Below are 19,965 nucleotides of genomic sequence, written 5' to 3'. Positions count from 1 at the left end.
AATGTGTGCTATAGTAAAGCCACGGTTTAACAAACACAGAAAGGCGACAATATGGATATCACTGAGCACGAGCTTGGGCAATTTTTAGACGCGGTCAATAACGACCAGCTGCGGACATGGCAGCGCCGGCGGACGTGCGAGGAGCTACGTTCGTTGGTGATGCGGCGACTGGAACTGCTGGACGAAGAAGGCGTGGAGCTGGTGGCCTAGTCGCCGGGGGCGAAACTTGCCTGGCCTTATTTGATTAGCAGTTTAGGCCCCGCCTGATGAGTAGGTTCTCGAGGCGGTTGAGATTTTCTGACTCGTTTGGTACAATTGGTGACGTGTGGCACCGTAGCTCAGCTGGTTAGAGCGCAGGACTCATAAGCCTGAGGTCGGTGGTTCGGGTCCACCCGGTGCTACCAGAATTGTTTTTTATCCGCGGTCTGTATGGGCCGCGGTGCTTTAATATGTGGATGACATATTGCGCACGCTATTGCAAGAGTTGACGATACGATGATATACTTGTGAAAATAATATTGAGGAGGATATAGATAGCTATGAGCGAAATGATGCTAACTATGCCGACGAAGAAATTACTACCTCAAGAACATGGGGGGTGGGACACCCTGCGTCAGCCCGAGGCTTCTCCGGCTGACGCCAATATTAGTGAAGTGGCGAAGTTTATCCTACGTCGTGCCGGTGATGCTGGTATAAAAAGAGCTGATTTTTTCAAAAATCCAGCCTTTAAGGGGTTAACAGAGGAACGAATTTCCTCAGTGTTAGTGGCAGCAGCGGCGCCTATTTTCGAGGCTGGCGATCGAGTCTATTGGGTAGGGCCCAGCGAAATCGAAGACATCAAACTAACTGACGTTTGAGTATTCTACGCGATTTCACGTATCATCTGGGCGATTGCTCGGGCAAATCGCTCGTGACCTGCTGCTGTCCAGTGTAGCCCGTCTACACCGGCCTCGGCATATGTGTTGGCGTCGAAAAACGCAACATTATATTTAGTAGCATAGGTTCGAATTTTTTCAGGTAGTGCAGTTAGTGTCGCCACGGCTGTATCATCAAAGTGCCACGCCGATCGCGGTACGATTGCCTCGTTAAACAGTCCAGCAGGGTCTGGAATGAGCGGCGCAACGAGCAGCGGCGTGACGTCCGACTCATGACAACAGGTTACGTAACGTGCCAGTGTCGTCACGATCGCCTCGGCTGGTCGCTGGTGGCAAATCTGGGCATCATTTGTTCCCAGCATGATGATGGCGATGTCGGGCTGATGACTGGCCAGGCACGGCGGAAAATACGTCCAGCCATTTCTCGACGGCTTGGCTGGATTGGGATGATCAAGGTCAGTCCGCCGACCACCCAGCCCCTCCTCGATGATATAATATTGGCGCGCCTCGTCCGCTAGCAGCGCCCCCAGTCGCCGCGGCCAGCGCACCGACTTGTCATATCGCGCGTTCGTATCGGGCCGCTGCCCAAAGGTGTTGGAATCACCAAAGCAGAGGATGGTTGTCTCGTGCATAGTGAGTATTGTATCACGTAACCCCGCAGTGTGTGTCATAATATCCTCATGAAGCGACTGATTGCGGTATCGGGTGGGGTGGACAGCGTGGTGCTCCTCGACAGCGTATTACGGCATGGCCAGGACGAGGTGGCGGTGGCTCACTTTGATCATGGCATTCGGGCAGAATCGGCGGCGGATGCGCGGTTTGTGGCGGGGCTTGCCTGCCGGTATAAGGTGCCGTATTTTGCGAAGCGTGAGGAATTGGGGCCGGCAGCCAGTGAGGATACGGCGCGCCAGCGGCGGTATCAATTTCTCTTTGACGTGGCGGCACGGTGGGGTGGGTGCGTGACGACGGCCCATCACCAGGATGACGTGATTGAGACGATAGCGCTCAACCTGCGGCGCGGTACGCGCTGGCGGGGCTTGGCGGCTATGGGCGATCAGCGGATTGAGCGGCCGCTATTGGAATGGACAAAGCAAGACATATATGATTATGCGCTGCGCCACCGGCTGGAGTGGGTGGAGGATGCGACGAATCAGTCAAATGCTTATCTGCGTAATCAGCTGCGCCGACAGCTACAGGCAAGGTTGACTGATCAGCAACGGGCGGCGCTTGGTCGGTTATGGCGTCAGCAATGGCGGCTGCGCCAAGAGATTGACCAAGAAATAATGCAGTTGTCACCACGCCTCAGTAGCCGTTATTTTTGGACACATATCCCGATCGAGCCGGCGCGCGAGCTGCTCCACCGAGAAGTGCAGCGACTGACTGGCGTGTCGCTACTCTCAGCACAGCTGGATCGACTACTGATCGCCATCAAAACTGGTCGAGCAGGAACGGTGTGGCAGCCAGCCGCCAGCGTGCGGGTGAAATTGTCCGTAAAAAGTGTTACAATAAAACGAGTGACTCGCTAGGACGAAAGAGAAAGGATTATGTGACGTATGGCAGGAAAGACGCCAAAGAATACTAAGAAAGGGGTCGGGCAGGTTGCTCGGCTGGGACTGTTTTGGGCAATCATTGTGTTTCTTGGGCTGGCAGTGTATGCGGCGCTGTCGCCAAATAGCAACTTGAAGAATGTGGCATTGACCGACGTAGTGCGACGGGCAAATGCCGGGGAGATTGCCAAGATTGATATCCAGGGTAATGATTTGAAAATTACCCCCAAGGGTCAAAAACAGCCGACCGAGAAATCAGTCAAGGAATCCGGTAGTACGATTTATGAGCAAGGTTTGAACAAGGACGCCAAGGTCGAAATTAACGTTCTGCCGCCATCGCAAACCGGTGAGGTACTGTGGAATCTGACGGTGATGATCGTACCGGTAGTGATCATCGTGATCTTTTTCATGTTCATGATGCGTCAGGCTCAGGGACAGAACAATCAAGCGATGGGCTTTGGTAAGTCAAAAGCGCGGCTGTATGGTGAGGACAAGGAAAAGGTGCTGTTTGAGGATATTGCCGGCAATGATAATGCTAAGCAGGACCTGCAAGAAGTCGTCGATTTCTTGAAGCACCCGAAAAAATACAAGGAGCTGGGTGCTAAGATTCCGAAGGGTGTCTTGCTGGTCGGTAATCCGGGTACTGGTAAAACCATGCTGGCCCGGGCGGTGGCTGGCGAGGCGGGCGTGCCGTTCTTCTCAATTTCTGGCTCGGAGTTTGTGGAGATGTTTGTCGGTGTTGGGGCCAGCCGGGTGCGTGATCTCTTTTCAAAGGCCAAGAAAAATGCGCCGTGTATCATTTTCATCGACGAGATTGACGCGGTGGGCCGCAAACGTGGCTCGGGCATGGGTGGCGGTCACGACGAGCGCGAGCAGACCTTGAACCAGATCCTGGTGGAAATGGACGGGTTTGATGGCGACACTAATGTGATTGTTTTGGCGGCGACGAACCGGGCGGATGTGCTGGATCCTGCGTTGCTGCGCCCGGGGCGATTTGACCGGCGAGTGACGATTACCCTGCCGGAGCGCAAAGACCGCGAGGCAATTCTTAAGGTTCATTTCAAGAAAAAGCCAACTGACGAGACGGTTGACCTGGATAAATTGGCCGCCAAGACGGCTGGCTCATCGGGAGCGGATCTCGCCAATATCGCTAATGAAGCAGCAATTATCGCCGCACGTCGCAATAAAAAGAAAATTACCAACGATGAACTGACCGAGGCATTTGAGCGGGTAGCGATCGGACCGGAGCGCAAGGCCAAGGTAATGAACGACCACGAGAAGGAATTGACAGCTTACCACGAGGCAGGCCACGCCATCGTCGGCCATGTCTTGCCGGATTCTGATCCAGTTCACAAGGTAACAATTATTCCGCGCGGCGGTACCGGCGGTGTAACCTGGTTCCTACCGCCAGAGGACAAGAGCTACACCAACGTCTACGAGTTCAAAGATATTTTGGCTCGGGCGATGGGCGGTCGAATTGCCGAGCAGATTATCTACGGCGATGACGGCATTACTACGGGTGCTGGCTCAGACCTGCGTAAAGCCACTGAGATTGCCCGCGATATGGTGATTGAGCAAGGTATGGGTCAGAGCCTACGCGATCAAGTATTCCACGAAGACAACGGCGGGCTGATGTTTGACAAGATGACCCGCGAGCGGCCGTACTCGGATGAAACTGCTAAGCTGATCGATCAGGAAGTGTCGCAGCTGATCACCGAGGCTAAGCAGCGGGCAATGCTGGTACTCAAAGCCAATCGTCCGTTCCTCGATAAATTGGCTGAGGCGCTGCTCAAAGATGAGACATTAGAAGAAGCGGCGGTGGACGAGATTCTTTCGGGGACGAAACTGCCAAAGGAAGCAAAACTGCACGCATAAATTGGTATGGGGCGCGTTCGTAATGTTGTCAACAAGATCAATCAGCGGCTGACAGTCAAGTTAGCTGCCACGATTTTAGCGAGCTCGATGTTGCTGTCAAGCTTGCTGGGGCTGCTGCGCGATCGCTTTTTGAATGCGGCATATTTTCCCAACGAGAAGGCTCACTTGGCTGGCTATCCAGTCGGGCTGGATGCCTATACGGCGGCGTTCATGGTGCCGGATTTTATGTTTGCGATTCTAGTGTCGGGGGCACTGAGCGTTACCTTCATCCCGGTATTTAATGAGCGGTGGGTCAAGGGTAATAAGCAATCAGCCTGGCAAATTAGCTCGAGCATGATTAATCTCATGGCATTGGTGACGCTGGTAACGAGCGTTCTGATCATCGTCTTTGCTGATCCGCTAATGAAATATCTGATCGCGCCGGGGCTGAGCGAGGCTGGTCACGCATTGGCGGTCAGTATGATGCGGGTGATCGCCGTAAATCCGCTGATCTTTGCGGTGGCGGCGGTGATCGCCAGCATCCAGCAAGCGGTCGGTCGCTTCACCTTCTATGCGCTGGCGCCGATGCTGTACAATGTCGGGATTATCATCGGTACGTTGTGGTTTACCAATGGCATCAACCTGTTCGGCTGGCAGATCTTTGATGGCGGCATTATGGGCGTGGCGCTCGGCGTGGTGCTCGGGTCGGTGCTGCAGCTCATCGTCAGTGCGGTTGGATTGATCGGCCTCGGTTTTGATTATGATTTCAAGATTTATTGGCGTAACCATGGCTTTCGCAAAGTCTTGTCGCTGCTACCAGCCCGCTCAATTGATCAGGGGATGGATTATGTGGTTAGCCTGGCCGAAGTCAACTTGGCGTCGCGGATGGGGGACGGTGTCATTCGTCGCTATAACCAAGCATTGACGCTTCACATGATGCCGATCAATCTCATCGGCGTCGCTATTTCTAATGCTGCCTTTCCGCAGCTAACTGAACGCCTCGCCTCAGAGCGGCCGGATCTATTTCGCAGAGACCTGCGGTCATTTCTCAGGACGGTAATCTGGATGATTATCCCGATCTGTGTGGTGACATTTTTCGCCCGCGGCTACATAGTACACTTTATCAATAATAATGGCGATCCGGTCATGGCGAACATTCTCGGTTGTCTGGTGATGGCGATTTTATTCAGGACGGTGTATCACATGGTGGCGCGCGGATTTTATGCGCAGCAGGACACCAAGACGCCGATGTATGTGTCGATTTTTGCGATTGTGTTGAATGTGGCGCTGGCGGTGATACTCGGCTACTACGCGAAACTTGGCCCGTATGGTCTGGCCTGGGCACAGTCGATCGTGGCTTTTGTCGAGGTGGTGATTTTATGCGTTATTTTAGGTCGGCGCATGCCACAGCTGTTTGATGCGACATTTGTCAAAGCGGTCGCCAAGATGGCGTTAGCCGCGGTGCCGCTTGCGGTGGCGTGCTACGTCAGCGTGTTGGTAATTCCGTTCCGGGCGTCGGATGACAGTTTTTTGGGGGCGCTACCCAAGTTTGGGGCAATTACGATTTTCAATTTTGTCGTGTATGGTGCGCTGTCCAAGTGGCTAAGGCTACCAGAAATCGACCCGGTTTTGGTGCGAATTAAACGTCTGCTGTTTTCGCGATTTGATATGAGCAAGTTGAGGCGCTGATGAAACCGCTGACCAGTATTCGTAATTTTTGTATCATCGCTCACATTGATCACGGTAAATCGACGCTGGCGGACCGGATGATGGAGATGACGGGGACGGTGGAGAAGCGCGAGATGAAGTCGCAGCTGCTGGATAGTATGGATTTGGAGCGCGAGAAGGGGATCACCATTAAGCTCGCGCCAGTGCGGATGAAATATGAATATCAGGAGGTGGAGGTGAGCGGCGCATCACCGCTCCCATCGTCGAAGACTCTTGCAGAGTCTTCACGTCGGTCGCTAGACGCGGGTCCTGCCAGTCGATCCGCCCCTTCTTCTGAAAAATCAGAGATTTCTTCAGAAGCGGGCGCTACCCCATCGACTGCCACCCGCTTAGCGCAGTCTGACTCTCGGGTTTGTGCAGATGTCGGTGTGAATGGGTTGGCTCAGCCAACTGTCTACGATCTCAATCTCATCGACACGCCTGGTCACGTTGACTTTAGTTATGAGGTGTCGCGTAGTTTGCAGGCCTGCGAGGGCGCGGTATTGGTGGTTGACGCCAGCCAAGGCATTCAGGCGCAGACGCTGGCGAATGTATACCTGGCGATGGAGCAGGATTTGACGATCATTCCGGTGCTGAACAAGGTTGATTTGCCGGCCGCTGATGTGCCACGGGTGTCCAAACAGGTGATTAATTTGCTGGGCTGCGATGAAAGCGACATTATTCATATTTCTGCCAAAACTGGGCAGAATGTTGACCAAGTTTTAGCGGCGATTGTTGAGCGAATTCCAGCGCCAACTGGCCAGCCGGACGACCCGACGCGGGCACTGATTTTTGATAGTTATTATGACGATTACCGCGGGGTGATTTTGTATGTGCGGGTGGTTGACGGCCAAATCAAAAAAGGTGAAGCAATTCATATGATGGCGACTGGCGCTAACGGGCTGGCACTAGAAGTTGGCCATCTTAGTCCTGGCATGATCCCTGACTCATCGCTGGATACCGGTGAAATTGGCTACATCGTCACCAACTTGAAGACTACGCGTGAAGCACGGGTGGGTGATACGGTGACGTTGAAAAAGTATATGACAAAGGAGTGAGATAGTGGTGAAGCAAGGCAGTCGGCGTATTTCGTATATTGGTAGTATCGTATGGTTGATGGGTTTTGGTTTGCTTGCCGCGGCCTGCATTAGTATTGCAATGTCACTGCCGATACCTTCAGCAGACATTTCGGGTGTGATGGCGTGGGTGCAACAGCACCAGACTACTTTTCAGATAGCAGATGAGATGCTAGCATGTGGGTCGTCAATGTTGCTAGCCGTTGTTGTGGTATTGTACGGTAATCTCAGGAGGCGCCACCCTGTTAGCATGGGTGTAGTTCTTGCTCTAGGTATTGTTGTGGCAATTGGCGCATTTTACGCAATGATGGCGCTTGGCCGACTCGTTTATCCGGTGAATGGATTGCCGATTGACTCAGCAACAAGTGTATTATCGGCGAGTCAACTGTTTGCGGGACTACATTGGATGGCGCTGGCATTGTCTGCATGTGTTATTGCGGTAGCAATTATTACGAAATCTCGGCTGATTATCCTAATAAGCGTATGTGTTGCATTGCTAAAGGTCGTCGGCACATACTATGCGGGCGAAGTCTCGGTGCCATTGACAGTGGTGTCGGAAGTGTCACTATTTGGCTGGTCTATTATGATGGTCGTGTGGATATCTCGTAAGGAAGTTGAAACGTAAGTAACCCTGTGGATGTCACTCCATCTTTGTAAGATGCTATACTGAATGAATGACATCCTTCTTCAGAGAATACAACACGCATTTGGCAGTTGCTTTCGCAGCGTCGTCGGTCACGTTTGTGGTACCGGAGTTTTGGCAGCGGTGTCATAATCAATCTCAGTCAGGGTATGATCCTAGCCCATCGCTGGACACCGGTGAAATTGGCCACATCGTCATCAACTGTGAAGTGCGGGTGGGCGATACAGCGACATTGAAAAAACACCGAGAGCTAACACATGTCGCGTAGTCAGCTAGCTCTCACTGATCAAGACTGGCACCATCTTCATGTGCTATGGGAATATCTTTGTGTTGAGAGTCGGCTACCGGTGCGGGCGGATGCTATCGTGATCGGTGGCGCGGGAGCTATGGTCGATAGCGCCGAGCGAGCAGCCGAGCTGTATCATGCGGGCATTAGTTCATGGATTGTGGTGTCAGGATTTGCTAATCCCTATCATAGGGCCACGGAAACCGAAGCGACACTGCTAGGACGACAGCTCCAATGCTTGGCGGTGCCCGACTCGGCGATTCTGTTTGAGCACCAAGCTGCTAATACCGGTGAAAACATCATCCGTTCGGCTCAGCTGCTGGCGGGGGCGGCGATCCAGGCTGAGGATATCATTTTAATTCATAAACCGTATATGACGCGTCGATTTTTGGCAACCGCCGAGGCTCAGTGGCCGCACCCGCGGCCGCGACTGTATGTAACTAGTCAGCCGACAACATTAGAGGCATATTATCGCTTATATGAGGTAACCTATGGCAGTGCCGTCATGATGTTGACGTTGATGCTGGGTGATTACGAGCGGATAAAGATCTATCCCGATAAGGGATTTTCAACGCCTCAGCCGTCATCTCTCTCGGCAGACACGGCTTGGCAGGCGCTCGTGGCGCGCGGTTTTTTGCCGAAAGCATAGTGAGTTAAGAATGAGTTGCCATTATTTATAAAATAAAATGCTACAACATTATGCATGAAGCGATTGGGGCGACTGAATATTCCGGAAAGGAAACACTGCTACCCGGCTACATTATTACCAACCTCAACACCACTCGTGAGGCGCGGGTAGCTGATACGGTTACGTTGAGAAAATGCAGAGTAAACTGTGATTGATACTTCAGACGACCCGGTCAAAGTGTCTGCCAGCCAATATTTTCAACTGAGAGACCGGCTGGAGGCCTCTCAGGTTATAAATAGTGATTCTTCAACAAGCTAGGTTCTGTGAAAGTAGTGTAGAATATTAGTTATAAGGAGGAATTATAATGAGCAAAGGCATCATCTACGTCATGACCACCGCAGTGTCAGGCCTTATCAAAATCGGCAAGGCGCAAACCAAGCAATACCCAGAGCGGATGCGTTTTCTCGAGGCGAACGGCTACTACAATGTGGTTGGTTTGAAGCGGTTGTTCGCGATCGAGGTGGCTGACTACTCCGAAAAGGAAACATTACTGCACGAAATATTTGCCAAGCATCGAGTCGGTAGTAGCGAGCTTTTCGCGCTTGATTATGATTTGGTGCGACAACTGCTGCTGTCGTTTGAGGGTGAGGTGATCTTTCCGGAGCAGAAAAATAAAGAAGCGGAATTTGATAAAATCACCAAAGCCAAGAACAGTAATCAAAAGTTTAGCTTTTATCGAAAAGGCCTCAAAAACGGCGATAAAATTGTCTTTAGCAAAGACCAGACGATTGTCGCTAAAGTTGTCGGCGAACGTGAAGTTGAGTATGGCGGACAGCGGTGGCTACTGTCGCCGCTAGTGCGAAAGATCTTCGAAGATAAAAATCAAGCCAACAATAGCGGTGCCTATCAGGGTGCAGCGTATTTTTGCTTTGACGGCAAGAAGTTGAAGGACTTGCCGGATGTTGAATTATAAACGCAAGCCATTCGCGTCGATAACGAGATAAATAGAGGAGAAGTATGAATCCACAAACAATCAGCTTAACTGAATTACAAAAACACCTCGATCAAACGTGTAAAGAAAAAGGATGGGATAAAAATTCTGTTACCGAAGTATTCTTATTGTTTACTGAGGAGGTTGGCGAGCTGGCGAAAGCGATTCGCAAAGAGACGGGATTTAAGGGAGAAAAAAGACCTGATAACCATGATAATCTGCACGAGGAATTTGCGGATGTACTGAATTATTTGATGGAGCTGGCGAATCGGTTTGATGTTAATTTGGCGGAAGTGTATTTTGAGAAGCACGAGATCAATAGCACGCGGCGGTGGGAGTAAACCAAGTATTTTGCTAAATCAAGCTGATTGAAAAACCATGTCAAGACCCGATCCCCTCAGCCGATCCACCATGACCATAGTCGTTAGATACGCCATGCTAAATATGGCGGAACAGTCCTCTCTGAGCTGCAAACCTAATCCTGCGAGTAAGACACTTTAGAATAGAATACTTGCGGCGTTCAGTGGCTATATATTACAATATAGACCATAATCATCAATAGGTAAAAGGAAAAAATGAACGGTCACGAAACAGGAAAAATTATAAGAGTAGATGATTCTGAATACATAACCGAAGGTTCATTGGACTCTGAAGACTTGACAGGGGACTCTGCGGGTCGGGCAGAGAATCACGAAGGTCTTTCTTGTGTCGAGAATTCTCTTGTTGGTCATGTTGCGCGAGATGGTGAGAGAGGGTTTAAGCAGGCGGTAGAAGATACATACACTGTTGATGAGTTGCTTGAGACTCTGGTAAGCGAGAATTCTAACCATCAATTGACGAACCATGACATCCACAAACTCATCAATGCCGGCCATGGTCGGGCAGTTGCCCGCAACCTCGATAGCTTCACCGGCCTTGATGCTAGTATTGCCCACAAACTCATCGATGCCTGTGAGAGTGGGACAGTTGCCTACTACCTCAAGAACTTCACCGGCCTTGATCACAATGAAATTGCCCACAAACTCATCGATGCTGGTAATTGTGGGACAGTCACCTACTACCTCAAGAACTTTACTGGTCTCGATCACAATGAAATTGCCCACAAAATCATCAATACCGGCCACGGTGATGTAGTTGCTGGCTACCTCAAGAACTTTACCGGCCTTGATGCTAGTATCGCCTACGAACTCATTGATGCCGGCTATGAATTACAGGTACTGCAATGCGTATATGTCTTTGGTGAAACTGCCCCAGAAATAGTCCTTAGCTGTATAGATAAGATAAAATTAAGCGACGATCTAGCAGATGCCGTCCTTGGTCATTTATCATACTACGGTATGGACACAGTCGCACGGAGTACTGTATTGTGGGCATGTGCAAACCACTACTCGACTGCGCAAAAAGTTACTCAGCTTGACCTGGAGGGGCTTATTGGTGCAGAAGAGGCGTCTAGGTTACGTGCATATATTGCCGAACTCAAGCCAGAGCTGCGCGGTATAGTGAAATATCATCCATACGCAGACGAGGCGGGTGACATAGAGCATGTGACATCATCTCGACCGGGGACGGAATTTCACAAAAGAGCGGTTCAGGCCGATCGACGTTTGCGACTTCCCAAAACCGAAGATGATAGGAGATTGAGAGAGACTATTAAACAGGCCTACGATAAACTGCAGAAGGATATAGCGTCGCGGTACGGAGACCGGTATGTCCAAGAGTTATTCGGTGGGCGAGGAGACAAGACGGGTGATGCCTGGCCGACCTACCGCAGGCTGGTGGCAGACTATATAGCCGAGATGGGAGAGATTGATATATCTGAAACCCTGGAAAGAGCGGCTAAAATATTCAATCAGGTACTTGAAGTTGATACTGGCTACTACGATAGATTGTTTGCCGAGTGGGACACTAAGCGGATAGGCGAGAGAGAATTTGAAGAAGTATTCCTCGGTCGTGACGGTGTCTATGCGTACGTGGGGCGCCGTGCTCAACTCTACGCCCGCCGCCGCAAACTCGGTATGAGTAGCCGTGCGACAGGCGGGTCGCTCATAGAGTTTCCTACCTACCTTGTGTATCCGCGAAAGTTTTGCAATAACTTTAACGACGAAGTAAAAGGCGAGTACCTGCGTTCTCATATCCAGCACCCAGACGCCGCCCATTACTATGACACTGGATTTACAGGAACGATTCCTGACGATATCATGAGCGTGCTAGGGGTGCCAGGGTCAGACTATGATTATGATAGCCGAATTAGACTGCTTAGTGCAAGAGACCGACCAAGAACGGTGCTGGGTCTGAAAGGTGACAAGCTGGAAAGAAATAATATAGTAGATACTATAGAATACAATGTCAAGGACGAAGAGTCAGCAGGGGGTTTGTATCGCACTGAAGATGGCCGGTTGGAACCGTATAGTCGACCGACTAGCCCCAGTGAACGTCTGGCTTTTCGTATGACACAGCTAGCTCTGCACCGGCATTACTATACTCGCGAGCTAAAAAACACGGAGCCGGTTAACTTGGGTTACGAAGTGAGAAGCCTGGAAAATCAGCGAGAAATGAGGATCGACAGTAGTTATAGTGAGGCAGTAAAAGGCCAGTTATCCGAACTGTTCTCAAGTCCTGATATTGGCACCGAACTACTGCAGTCGGCGACATCACTCAAAATAGCGAACCCAAACGATCCGTATCCTGGTGAGGCAGTTTTTGGGCTATCGCTTGCTGGCGACACCGAGGTGATTGTGAAGAATGTCGTGGAGGCAAAGCGTCGGGGGCCAGTCGATGAGTTCGAGGCGCTTTTGTTGCTACGCAAGCTTGGCGTTGACGCGCCAAAGCCAATTGCTCGGGTCTTTACGAACGGGCAACAAGGTTTTGTTGTGATGGAGAAGATAAATGGCGAGAGCGGGCGAACGGTACGCAATTTCTTTGTGGACAATGCTGTGCCGGAGTCAAATCAGCGAGAGCTGATGACTGACGCCCTTTCGCGCATACAAGACATCGCTGAGACCGTACGGCATGATACAGGGATTGATAAACCATGGCGTTTGAAAGATTTTATCATTGAGTATAGCAGGGATGATAATGGGCAATACCGTATTGCATCAATGCGGCCGATCGATTTTGAACGCGCAGAAGTTTTTGACCCAGCTTATCCTTACAGTATCAAACTTGGACAGGGGCTAGATAGGCTCGTATAGGAACATGCATACGAGTTGGTAATATAGACCAATCTAGCCTGCGACATCTGTCTGGCAATACATAGAACACTCTCGCCCGCCTAAGGTCATGACTCAGGCGGTTAGAATGGTGTAAGTAGGATAGTCAGGCTTTTTCCTGGCATCTAACGAGGATTACAATGATTTCAAGAAGAATGGCTGAAAGCTTAGTCTTGGCGATATTGATTGACCTCGCTCCTATAGGGTGAGTATACTTGGTTATAAGAAGTAGCTAACGAGATGGGAAGGCTCGTGTATTGGGTAGAATTATGGTAAGAATGTCTCGCAGTAACAACATATCATCAGCTAGCTTTGAATTTTTGGTTGCGCAAGCTGTCAAGGCGCCGTCAGGCCATAATACTCAGCCGTGGAAATTTCGTCAGAACGAGTCGGCGGTAGAAATTTATCCTGATTTTGACAGAAAGCTACCAGTAGTCGACCCTGACAACAGGGAGTTATTCGTGAGTCTGGGCTGTGCAGCCGAGAACCTCTGCTTGGCAGCGCAAACCAAGGGCTATAAATCTACCATTTCAATTGGTGATACGGGAGTTATCACGATTTCACTTACAGAAGATGCTGGTATCAAGCCGAGTCCATTGTTCGAACAGATAGATGCACGGCAGATTAATCGTAGCATTTATACCGGTGAGGAAATTGCTCCGGATGCACTAAAGAAACTACAATCCGTTAGCAATGAAAAGGGTGTCTCAGTTCATTATTACGCACATCAAACAGAGCAATTTCATGATATTGAACAATGTGTCTTTCAAGGAAATGTACGTCAAATGCAAAATGAGGCGTTTAAGGCTGAATTGAAAAGCTGGATGCGATTTAACAAGAAGCATCAAGATCAAACACTTGACGGGCTGAGTTATGCTGTGTTTGGCGCGCCTAATGTGCCGCGCTGGATGGCTGAGCCGATCATGTCGATGGCTATCAATGCTAAGACGCAGAATAAGGCCGATCGCGAAAAGATAGCATCGGCTTCTCATCTGGTTCTTTTTACGACGAGAGAAAATAGTCGGTGCGAATGGGTGAGTTTGGGTCGGACGCTGCAGCGTTTCTTGCTGACTGCCACGGAGCTTGGGATCGCTCATGCCTATCTGAACCAGCCAAATGAGCAGCCAGAAATTGCCGCAGAAATGGCAAAGACACTGGGTCTGGCCGGAGAATATCCGACTATTTTGCTACGCATCGGCTATGGCGAACAGCAGGCTTATTCTAAACCGACCTATTAAAAGACATTATTATAGAGGATTGAGCGCCCTTGCCGACCCGATAATCCACTAATGAGAACTAAATTTTCAATTTGATAAAGACATGAGTGTGCCATTATGGGATTCAGTAAAGAATATGTGGCTGGGTTAAGGTGGTTATTTGTGATTGAGAGGGCCCACTATTTACAATAATAGTATAAGATGCTATAATATCGTACATGGAGCGACTCGGTAGTATTGATCATGGCAAGGACTTTGCAAGCAGTGTAGAGGAAATTATTAATCAACCGTTGACGGTTGAAAATGTCGATACCTACGCTGAGGCTGCCTTGGATAAATTGATCCAGCTAATTAATGATATGGTGCAAGTATACAACCATCAGCCAACGATTTGGCTAGACAATTCTGGTGAAAGGGAGAATGCGGTGTTTGCTTACTACGGCATAGAGCCGCTCAATGAGTTGCTTGGCCATATTGCTGACAAAGCGGAGCAGCTCATAGCTATTGATACGGTTATTGGCCAGATTGAATCGACTGACCATGTCTTTGTGCCACCCGATGAGCGGCCCGGGCCTACCGCCAGTGTGTCCGAGGCGCCCCACCGTGAGAGGGCGACTCGCCAACCCCGGCTGAAAACACTGCTATTCGTGTTGGCAAATGAATTTGGTATTGAGCCGAGCGGCGAAGCATTACAGATTCGTCGTGGGTCAGTGGAGACAGCGATGATGCGCCAAGAGCCATACCATGAGGTGAATATCCCACCGCTCGAGCGGACGGTGCTAATTTGTGACGCCTACGGTAACGGTACCTTTGTATTTGATACAACGCGGCTGCCAGAAGAAGAGCGGGCAAAGCTGGCTACCTGTACGAAAACGCAGCTTGCGGGGGTGATGGAGCAATATCCAGACTGTGGTGTATCGGTACGCTGCGACAAGCAGTTTGTGCCGCACCTAGTGGAGGCGCTAGCGAATGATATTCAGCAATCAGCTGGGGTGGATACCCGGCGCGGGGGTAATTATCTAAATCCCCCTCAGGCGAATGAAGAGGGGATGATGAATGCCAATCAATTGGCAGCTAAGTTTGGAGTAGTGTATCGCACCATCGTAAGACACATTGCTGAATTGAATCAGGAGGGTTTGTTGGGATGTGTAGCTAAGCGAGATTGGTATGGAGAAGAGCAATCAATTTTTACTGAAGAGCAGGTTGAAGTAATACGAAAAAGGCTTGAGGAGAGAGGGTTGTTTACACAGCCGCCCCCAGAGGGGTATTTGACAATCACTGCTCTCGCCAAAACTGTAGATGTGACAGTGATGGCACTGATAAGGATAGCAAGAGAACTTAAAAAAGCTGGTGTCCTATCTGATGGTATAAAGTGTCGTTCTGGTCAGGTGCACGAGTTTTATAGTCCGGAGCAGCAGGCAATGATTATGAGAAAAGCACAGGAGAATGGGTTATTTGCGCCTCCACCACCAGAGGGATATGCCATGATAAGTACGGCAACAAAGCGCCTTGGGGTGGGTTTGAAATTGGTGAGAGATGCCATGGACTTGCTGAACCTACGGCCTGAAATCTATAGATTTGTCGCTGAAAGTGGTCAGGTGAGAATTCGTGAAGGCTTGTCACCGGAGCAAGTTGATAAGATAGGTAAGTATCTCAGAAGTGAAGGCTATACGGAGTTGGCTCCTGAAGGGTATCAAGTAAAAAAAGAGATCATGCGTGAGTTACATTGTAGTGCCCCTCTATTTGATAGGATAGTTGATAGTTTAATAAGGAACGACCCCAATTTTGGACAGCCGTCACGATACCGTGCTAAGGGGAAAGGCGGTGGTATGAGTAAAGCGTTAGGCTATTTCTACAGCCCCGAGCAAAAGGAGAAGATTGCTGAGATACTGAAGAAAACTCGCCAGGGTGCAACCTGCTAGCATAATATAATTGACAAATTATTAAAAAGTAGTATAATCGTGATCAATGATGATTGATAAATATCGGGAGACACCTGATAGACCCGCTCTTGATCCGACCCTAGAAGGTGAGCTTCGCAAAGACTATGTTTCCGCTGACAAGATGGGTCAGGTTGTAGCGCAACTTCGAAAAGAAGCGCCCGACACGTTTGATGTAGCTGGCCAAATGGCGGAAGCTCTCCGTATATCTTTGGATGAGTTTAAAGATCCAGAGGAGGGCTGGAAGTCTCAGGAACGAAGCGCGAGAATATTTGCAGTATTTGACGTCATGACTGAGCATGCTACTCCAGAGGAGTTGGAGCGACTACTCGCAAGCGATATCTTTACTAGGCTAGGTAGTGAATGGCGGGATGGCAACCTGGAGATACTGGTGAAGAGGTATAGCCGCCTGGGGAATGTATACGGTTCAAAAAATCCGGCTGACGATACAAAGAAGCTGAGGTTGCTAACTCGGTATATCCTAGGTAAAACAACAGACTTAGAGGAGGAAGAATCGCCACTGCCGCCTCAGCAAAGTACCACCAAGCCCAACTGGTATACTGGTCCGGACAGATATCCGTATCGTTCATATATTATGTCGATACCGGTGGCCGAAAGTAAGATTGTCAACAGTTTGCCTAGTGAAGAGGAGCTGCGTCAGTTATCATCTTCGTCGCCTCGTTGGAGTGAACGATTCGGCCTTGACGAAGCTTGGTACAATCATGATACGCAGATTAAGTTGGTTGGTAACTTTCATAAGGCACAGCTTGGGCGTCTGGGCGAGTGGAAGGCGGCATTGGAGGCCGGGAGATATCCTGACTGGTTTTTGTCCTATGTGATCGATGCCTGTCCAGAACTAGGAGAGTTTAATCCGCAAACCAAAACATTTGATGTTCGCCGAACTGGTAGCAAGAGACTTTTGCCAGAGGTAAATCCTGCGGCGCTTGAGGCGGTATATGAAACTTTGTGGAAATATAGGCCCGATGAACTGGAGGCGGCTAAGTTTGGTGAGCTGTATGGCAGGGAGGTAGCGATCCGAACAGGCCTAGGGCAAGAGCGACGTCGAGAGACTCAAGGGGAGTGGCATGAAATAATTTGTAAGTATAAGGATTCTTCCACGCCCCAAAAAGGTACAGCCGAGGAGGTGCAGGCGTTACTTGAGGGTCAATGTACCGGCTGGTTCCCTGGTGACTCAGGCTCTATTTATGACTTTTTGTATAAGGTTGCACTATCAAGTTACGATTCCTTTGGCCATAGAAATATCACTAAGATACTTGTATTCACAACCGGTAGATACAATATTCCTCGTATCATGATGTGTCTGGGTGAAGGTGGTGATATAAAAATGATTTTGGGGATTGATGGCGATGACTGTCGAGTTGAGTCGTGTATGACAGATGCACTGCATGAGAGAATCGGTGAATTATCTAATGGTCAGGATAAATTGGACACCATACATACAATCGAAAAGATTGATGAGATTTGTACCAAGCAGCAAAAGGGGGAGGATCTGTCCCTAAGGGACATCATGATGCTGTGGTTTGGGGCTGATAGTAGTGTTGGCGAAAGCTATTTCTGGAAAAACGGCGGTATCGCTAAGCTGCAATCTGCACGAGCGGAACGTGATTTTGTGGAGGACGTGGAAACTATAGCTTATCATGGTATTTTGGCTATTGACAAACTGGGTGGACTGGTCCTTGATCGCCATATTGATCAGGCGGAGAAGCTTAAGGTATTTTTCTATGATAGGGGCGTATTCTTTACGCGAGACGAACGCTATCAAAAGCGTTATGGCATAGACCAGCTAGATATTTACCGTAATCTCTATGGATACGGTGCTGATAGTAGCTGCATGGATGTCATCAATGGTTTAATAAAAGACGGGAAGGGTGTCGAACTATTCCGTGAATACAAGCGTTTTGCGGAGCCATTAGTCAAGGAGATGGGCGGTGAGTTTGATGATGTGTTTGGAGACGGTAGGCTGGTTACTAATGATTCTGTAGAGGAAGAAGAATTGTATTGGGGTGTCGAAGCAGATTTTGGTGAGTTAGCGAAAGAGGCGAAGGAGAAGAAGTGTCTGCCGAGATTTATTGAGTTTATAAGCCTAGTTAAACCGCCGTTAGGAAAGTTTGATATAAATGAGTTCGTGAGTGACTTGCTGTCTACAGAAGATACTAACATTAAGATTATGCGTCAGCTAGTTGGTCAGTTTAACAACCTAAAACATGTAGGCTTAACAAGCTACAGCGACCAGCTTATCATCTGGCGATTGTGTGAGCTATACGAGCAAATCGAGCACTATCAGGACAAGCGTTTGGCAGATGTCTTGTCGGGGCGATATGACGATGAATTTTGGCGTGACATGCCGGGCAGCTTGGGCAAATATGTCAGGGCTATACGGGCAGGAATAGTCACACCTCCACATGGACCAATTCGTTGACGCGATCAGTTGAGTAGGTAAACGCTCAACTGATATAATAGTAGGCAGTTATGACTGAAAAAATCACCGTCCAGCCCCTGCCCGGCTACAAAGAAGTCAAGCCCTTCGTCTACGCGGGCTTTTTCCCGGTGTCCAACGAAGATTACAATGATCTGAAGGAGGCTATTGAAAAGCTGAGTCTGAGCGATTCGGCGCTGCAGTTTGAGCCGGAGAATTCACCAGTGTTGGGGTATGGTGTGCGGATTGGCTTTTTGGGGCTGCTACACATGGATATTATTCGTGAGCGGCTGGAGCGTGAGTATAATCTGGATCTTATTGTCACCAATCCGAGCACGGATTACCAAGTTAGCCTCACCAACGGCGAGGAGCTGGACATCAAGTCAGCCAGCGAATTGCCCGATCCAGTGCAGATCACCGAGGTTCGCGAGCCGTGGATTGATGGTGAGATTGTGGTGCCGCAGGACTATATCGGTGCGGTGATTCAGCTGATTGTCGCCAAGCGCGGTCGGCAAAAAAACCTCAGTTACATCGACGAGCGGGCACTGATTTCGTTTACGGCACCGCTGGCCAATTTGCTGACGGATTTTTATGATCAATTGAAGTCGGTAACCAGCGGCTACGGCTCGTTTAATTATGAACTGGCGGGCTATCAGCCGGAAGATTTGGTGCGGGTGGATTTCTACGTGGCGGGTGAAATGGTTGATGCGCTGAGCGTCATGTGTCACCGCTCGGAGGCGCCAGGTTTGGGTCGTGAGATCGTCAAAAAGCTGAAAGACGTGGTGCCGCGTCAGAGCTTTGAGGTGGCACTGCAGGCAGCAATTGGCGGCAAATTCATCGCTCGCGAAAACATCGGTGCTTACCGCAAAGATGTCACCGGCTACCTCTACGGCGGCGATGTCAGCCGAAAAAAGAAACTTCTCGCCAAACAAGCTCGCGGCAAAAAGCGCATGAAACGCTTTGGCAAGGTTGACATTCCATCAGAAGCGTTTATGGTGATGTTAAAGAGGGATTGATTATGAAGAAACCAATTATTTACCTTGATATGGACGGTGTACTCGTGGATTTTACGTCGGCTTTGACGAAGGTTCCGCCTGAGATGCTGGAGAAGTTTGCGGGTGAGTATGACAATATTCCGGGTGTTTTTGCATTGATGGATCCGATGCCGGGCGCCCTTGAGGCGGTTGATAAGCTGAAGGAAAAGTATGATCTATACATCCTGTCGTCATCACCATGGGAAAATCCGACGGCGTTGGGTGATAAGCTGGCGTGGGTGAAACGGTATTTTGGCGGCGATGGTCAGGAAAATATTTTCTATCGTAAGGTTATCTTTTCGTCGGTCAAACAGTTGAGCCGGGGTGATATCTTGATTGATGATCGGACGGCCAGGGGTGCTGCTGAGTTTGTTGGCTGGCACATCCATTTCGGTACTCCGCAGTTTCCTGACTGGCAATCAGTGCTGGATGAGCTGCTCTAGCGGCTGAGCGGTTGGCCGCTTGAAATCACTGAGCATAACCGGTATAATGGTGACAGAATCAATCAGAGGAAGGAGAGT

Annotated in this window: 17 protein-coding genes, 1 tRNA gene and 2 pseudogenes; 19 read left to right on the top strand and 1 reads right to left on the bottom strand. The window is 49.7% G+C overall.

Translation table 11 applies throughout. From position 1 onward, the window contains the following. Positions 1 to 51 precede the first annotated feature (51 nt). From GWK78_03950 to GWK78_03940, 3 genes are all read left to right on the top strand, one after another. Positions 52 to 210, top strand: coding sequence for a hypothetical protein (locus GWK78_03950; protein ID QHU94146.1), 159 nt, complete (start codon positions 52 to 54; stop codon positions 208 to 210). Positions 211 to 327: 117 nt separating this feature from the next. Next, positions 328 to 404 (top strand) — tRNA-Met (locus tag GWK78_03945). 135 nt (positions 405 to 539) lie between these two features. Continuing rightward, the gene (locus GWK78_03940) at positions 540 to 857 is read left to right on the top strand and encodes a hypothetical protein (protein QHU94145.1); all 318 of its coding nucleotides are present in this window, start codon (positions 540 to 542) and stop codon (positions 855 to 857) included. A 5-nt stretch (positions 858 to 862) separates the two neighbouring features. On the opposite strand, the gene GWK78_03935 is transcribed toward GWK78_03940, so the two are convergent. After that, entirely contained in the window at positions 863 to 1,507 is a 645-nt protein-coding gene (locus GWK78_03935; GenBank protein QHU94144.1) for a hypothetical protein, read from the bottom strand. 48 nt (positions 1,508 to 1,555) lie between these two features. Here GWK78_03935 and tilS point away from each other — a divergent pair, with 48 nt between their 5' ends. The 16 genes and pseudogenes from tilS to GWK78_03855 all read left to right on the top strand — a co-directional run bounded on the left by tilS (position 1,556) and on the right by GWK78_03855 (position 19,887). Then, the gene (tilS, locus tag GWK78_03930; protein QHU94143.1) at positions 1,556 to 2,401 is read left to right on the top strand and encodes a tRNA lysidine(34) synthetase TilS; all 846 of its coding nucleotides are present in this window, start codon (positions 1,556 to 1,558) and stop codon (positions 2,399 to 2,401) included. A 27-nt stretch (positions 2,402 to 2,428) separates the two neighbouring features. Further along, the gene (gene hflB, locus GWK78_03925) at positions 2,429 to 4,297 is read left to right on the top strand and encodes an ATP-dependent zinc metalloprotease FtsH (protein QHU94142.1); all 1,869 of its coding nucleotides are present in this window, start codon (positions 2,429 to 2,431) and stop codon (positions 4,295 to 4,297) included. Between the two features lie 36 nt (positions 4,298 to 4,333). Continuing rightward, positions 4,334 to 5,965 (top strand): murein biosynthesis integral membrane protein MurJ, encoded by a 1,632-nt coding sequence (murJ, locus tag GWK78_03920; protein QHU94278.1) that lies wholly within the window; start codon positions 4,334 to 4,336, stop codon positions 5,963 to 5,965. After that, a pseudogene (locus GWK78_03915) lies at positions 5,965 to 6,165 on the top strand (GTP-binding protein LepA). Before murJ ends, GWK78_03915 begins: the two are co-directional and overlap by 1 nt. A gap of 240 nt (positions 6,166 to 6,405) precedes the next feature. Then, positions 6,406 to 7,041: pseudogene (locus tag GWK78_03910) on the top strand (GTP-binding protein). Positions 7,042 to 7,048: 7 nt separating this feature from the next. Further along, the gene (locus GWK78_03905) at positions 7,049 to 7,684 is read left to right on the top strand and encodes a hypothetical protein (protein QHU94141.1); all 636 of its coding nucleotides are present in this window, start codon (positions 7,049 to 7,051) and stop codon (positions 7,682 to 7,684) included. Positions 7,685 to 7,733: 49 nt separating this feature from the next. After that, positions 7,734 to 7,970 (top strand): hypothetical protein, encoded by a 237-nt coding sequence (locus GWK78_03900; protein QHU94140.1) that lies wholly within the window; start codon positions 7,734 to 7,736, stop codon positions 7,968 to 7,970. Further along, positions 7,960 to 8,637, top strand: coding sequence for a hypothetical protein (locus GWK78_03895; protein QHU94139.1), 678 nt, complete (start codon positions 7,960 to 7,962; stop codon positions 8,635 to 8,637). The genes GWK78_03900 and GWK78_03895 overlap by 11 nt, the downstream gene beginning before the upstream one ends. A 343-nt stretch (positions 8,638 to 8,980) precedes the next feature. Next, entirely contained in the window at positions 8,981 to 9,589 is a 609-nt protein-coding gene (locus GWK78_03890; GenBank protein ID QHU94138.1) for a hypothetical protein, read from the top strand. Between the two features lie 44 nt (positions 9,590 to 9,633). Further along, a complete protein-coding gene (locus tag GWK78_03885) occupies positions 9,634 to 9,948 on the top strand; it encodes an RS21-C6 protein (GenBank protein ID QHU94137.1) in 315 nt (104 codons plus the stop codon). Positions 9,949 to 10,182: 234 nt separating this feature from the next. Further along, positions 10,183 to 12,798, top strand: coding sequence for a hypothetical protein (locus GWK78_03880; GenBank protein ID QHU94136.1), 2,616 nt, complete (start codon positions 10,183 to 10,185; stop codon positions 12,796 to 12,798). 296 nt (positions 12,799 to 13,094) lie between these two features. Then, positions 13,095 to 14,054: a nitroreductase gene (locus GWK78_03875; protein ID QHU94277.1), complete on the top strand. Its 960-nt coding sequence runs from the start codon at positions 13,095 to 13,097 to the stop codon at positions 14,052 to 14,054. A 197-nt stretch (positions 14,055 to 14,251) separates the two neighbouring features. Further along, positions 14,252 to 15,955: a hypothetical protein gene (locus tag GWK78_03870; GenBank protein QHU94135.1), complete on the top strand. Its 1,704-nt coding sequence runs from the start codon at positions 14,252 to 14,254 to the stop codon at positions 15,953 to 15,955. Positions 15,956 to 16,001: 46 nt separating this feature from the next. Continuing rightward, entirely contained in the window at positions 16,002 to 18,413 is a 2,412-nt protein-coding gene (locus GWK78_03865; protein ID QHU94134.1) for a hypothetical protein, read from the top strand. A gap of 50 nt (positions 18,414 to 18,463) precedes the next feature. Further along, positions 18,464 to 19,426, top strand: coding sequence for a GTP-binding protein LepA (locus GWK78_03860; protein QHU94133.1), 963 nt, complete (start codon positions 18,464 to 18,466; stop codon positions 19,424 to 19,426). Between the two features lie 2 nt (positions 19,427 to 19,428). Continuing rightward, positions 19,429 to 19,887, top strand: coding sequence for a hypothetical protein (locus GWK78_03855; protein ID QHU94132.1), 459 nt, complete (start codon positions 19,429 to 19,431; stop codon positions 19,885 to 19,887). The last annotated feature ends 78 nt before the right edge of the window (positions 19,888 to 19,965 follow it).

The organism is Candidatus Saccharibacteria bacterium oral taxon 488 (assembly GCA_010202845.1).
Taxonomy (GTDB): Bacteria; Patescibacteriota; Saccharimonadia; order Saccharimonadales; family Saccharimonadaceae; genus Nanosynbacter.
Note: the sequence above shows the minus strand (reverse complement) of the source record. Positions and strands in the feature narration are given on the sequence as shown.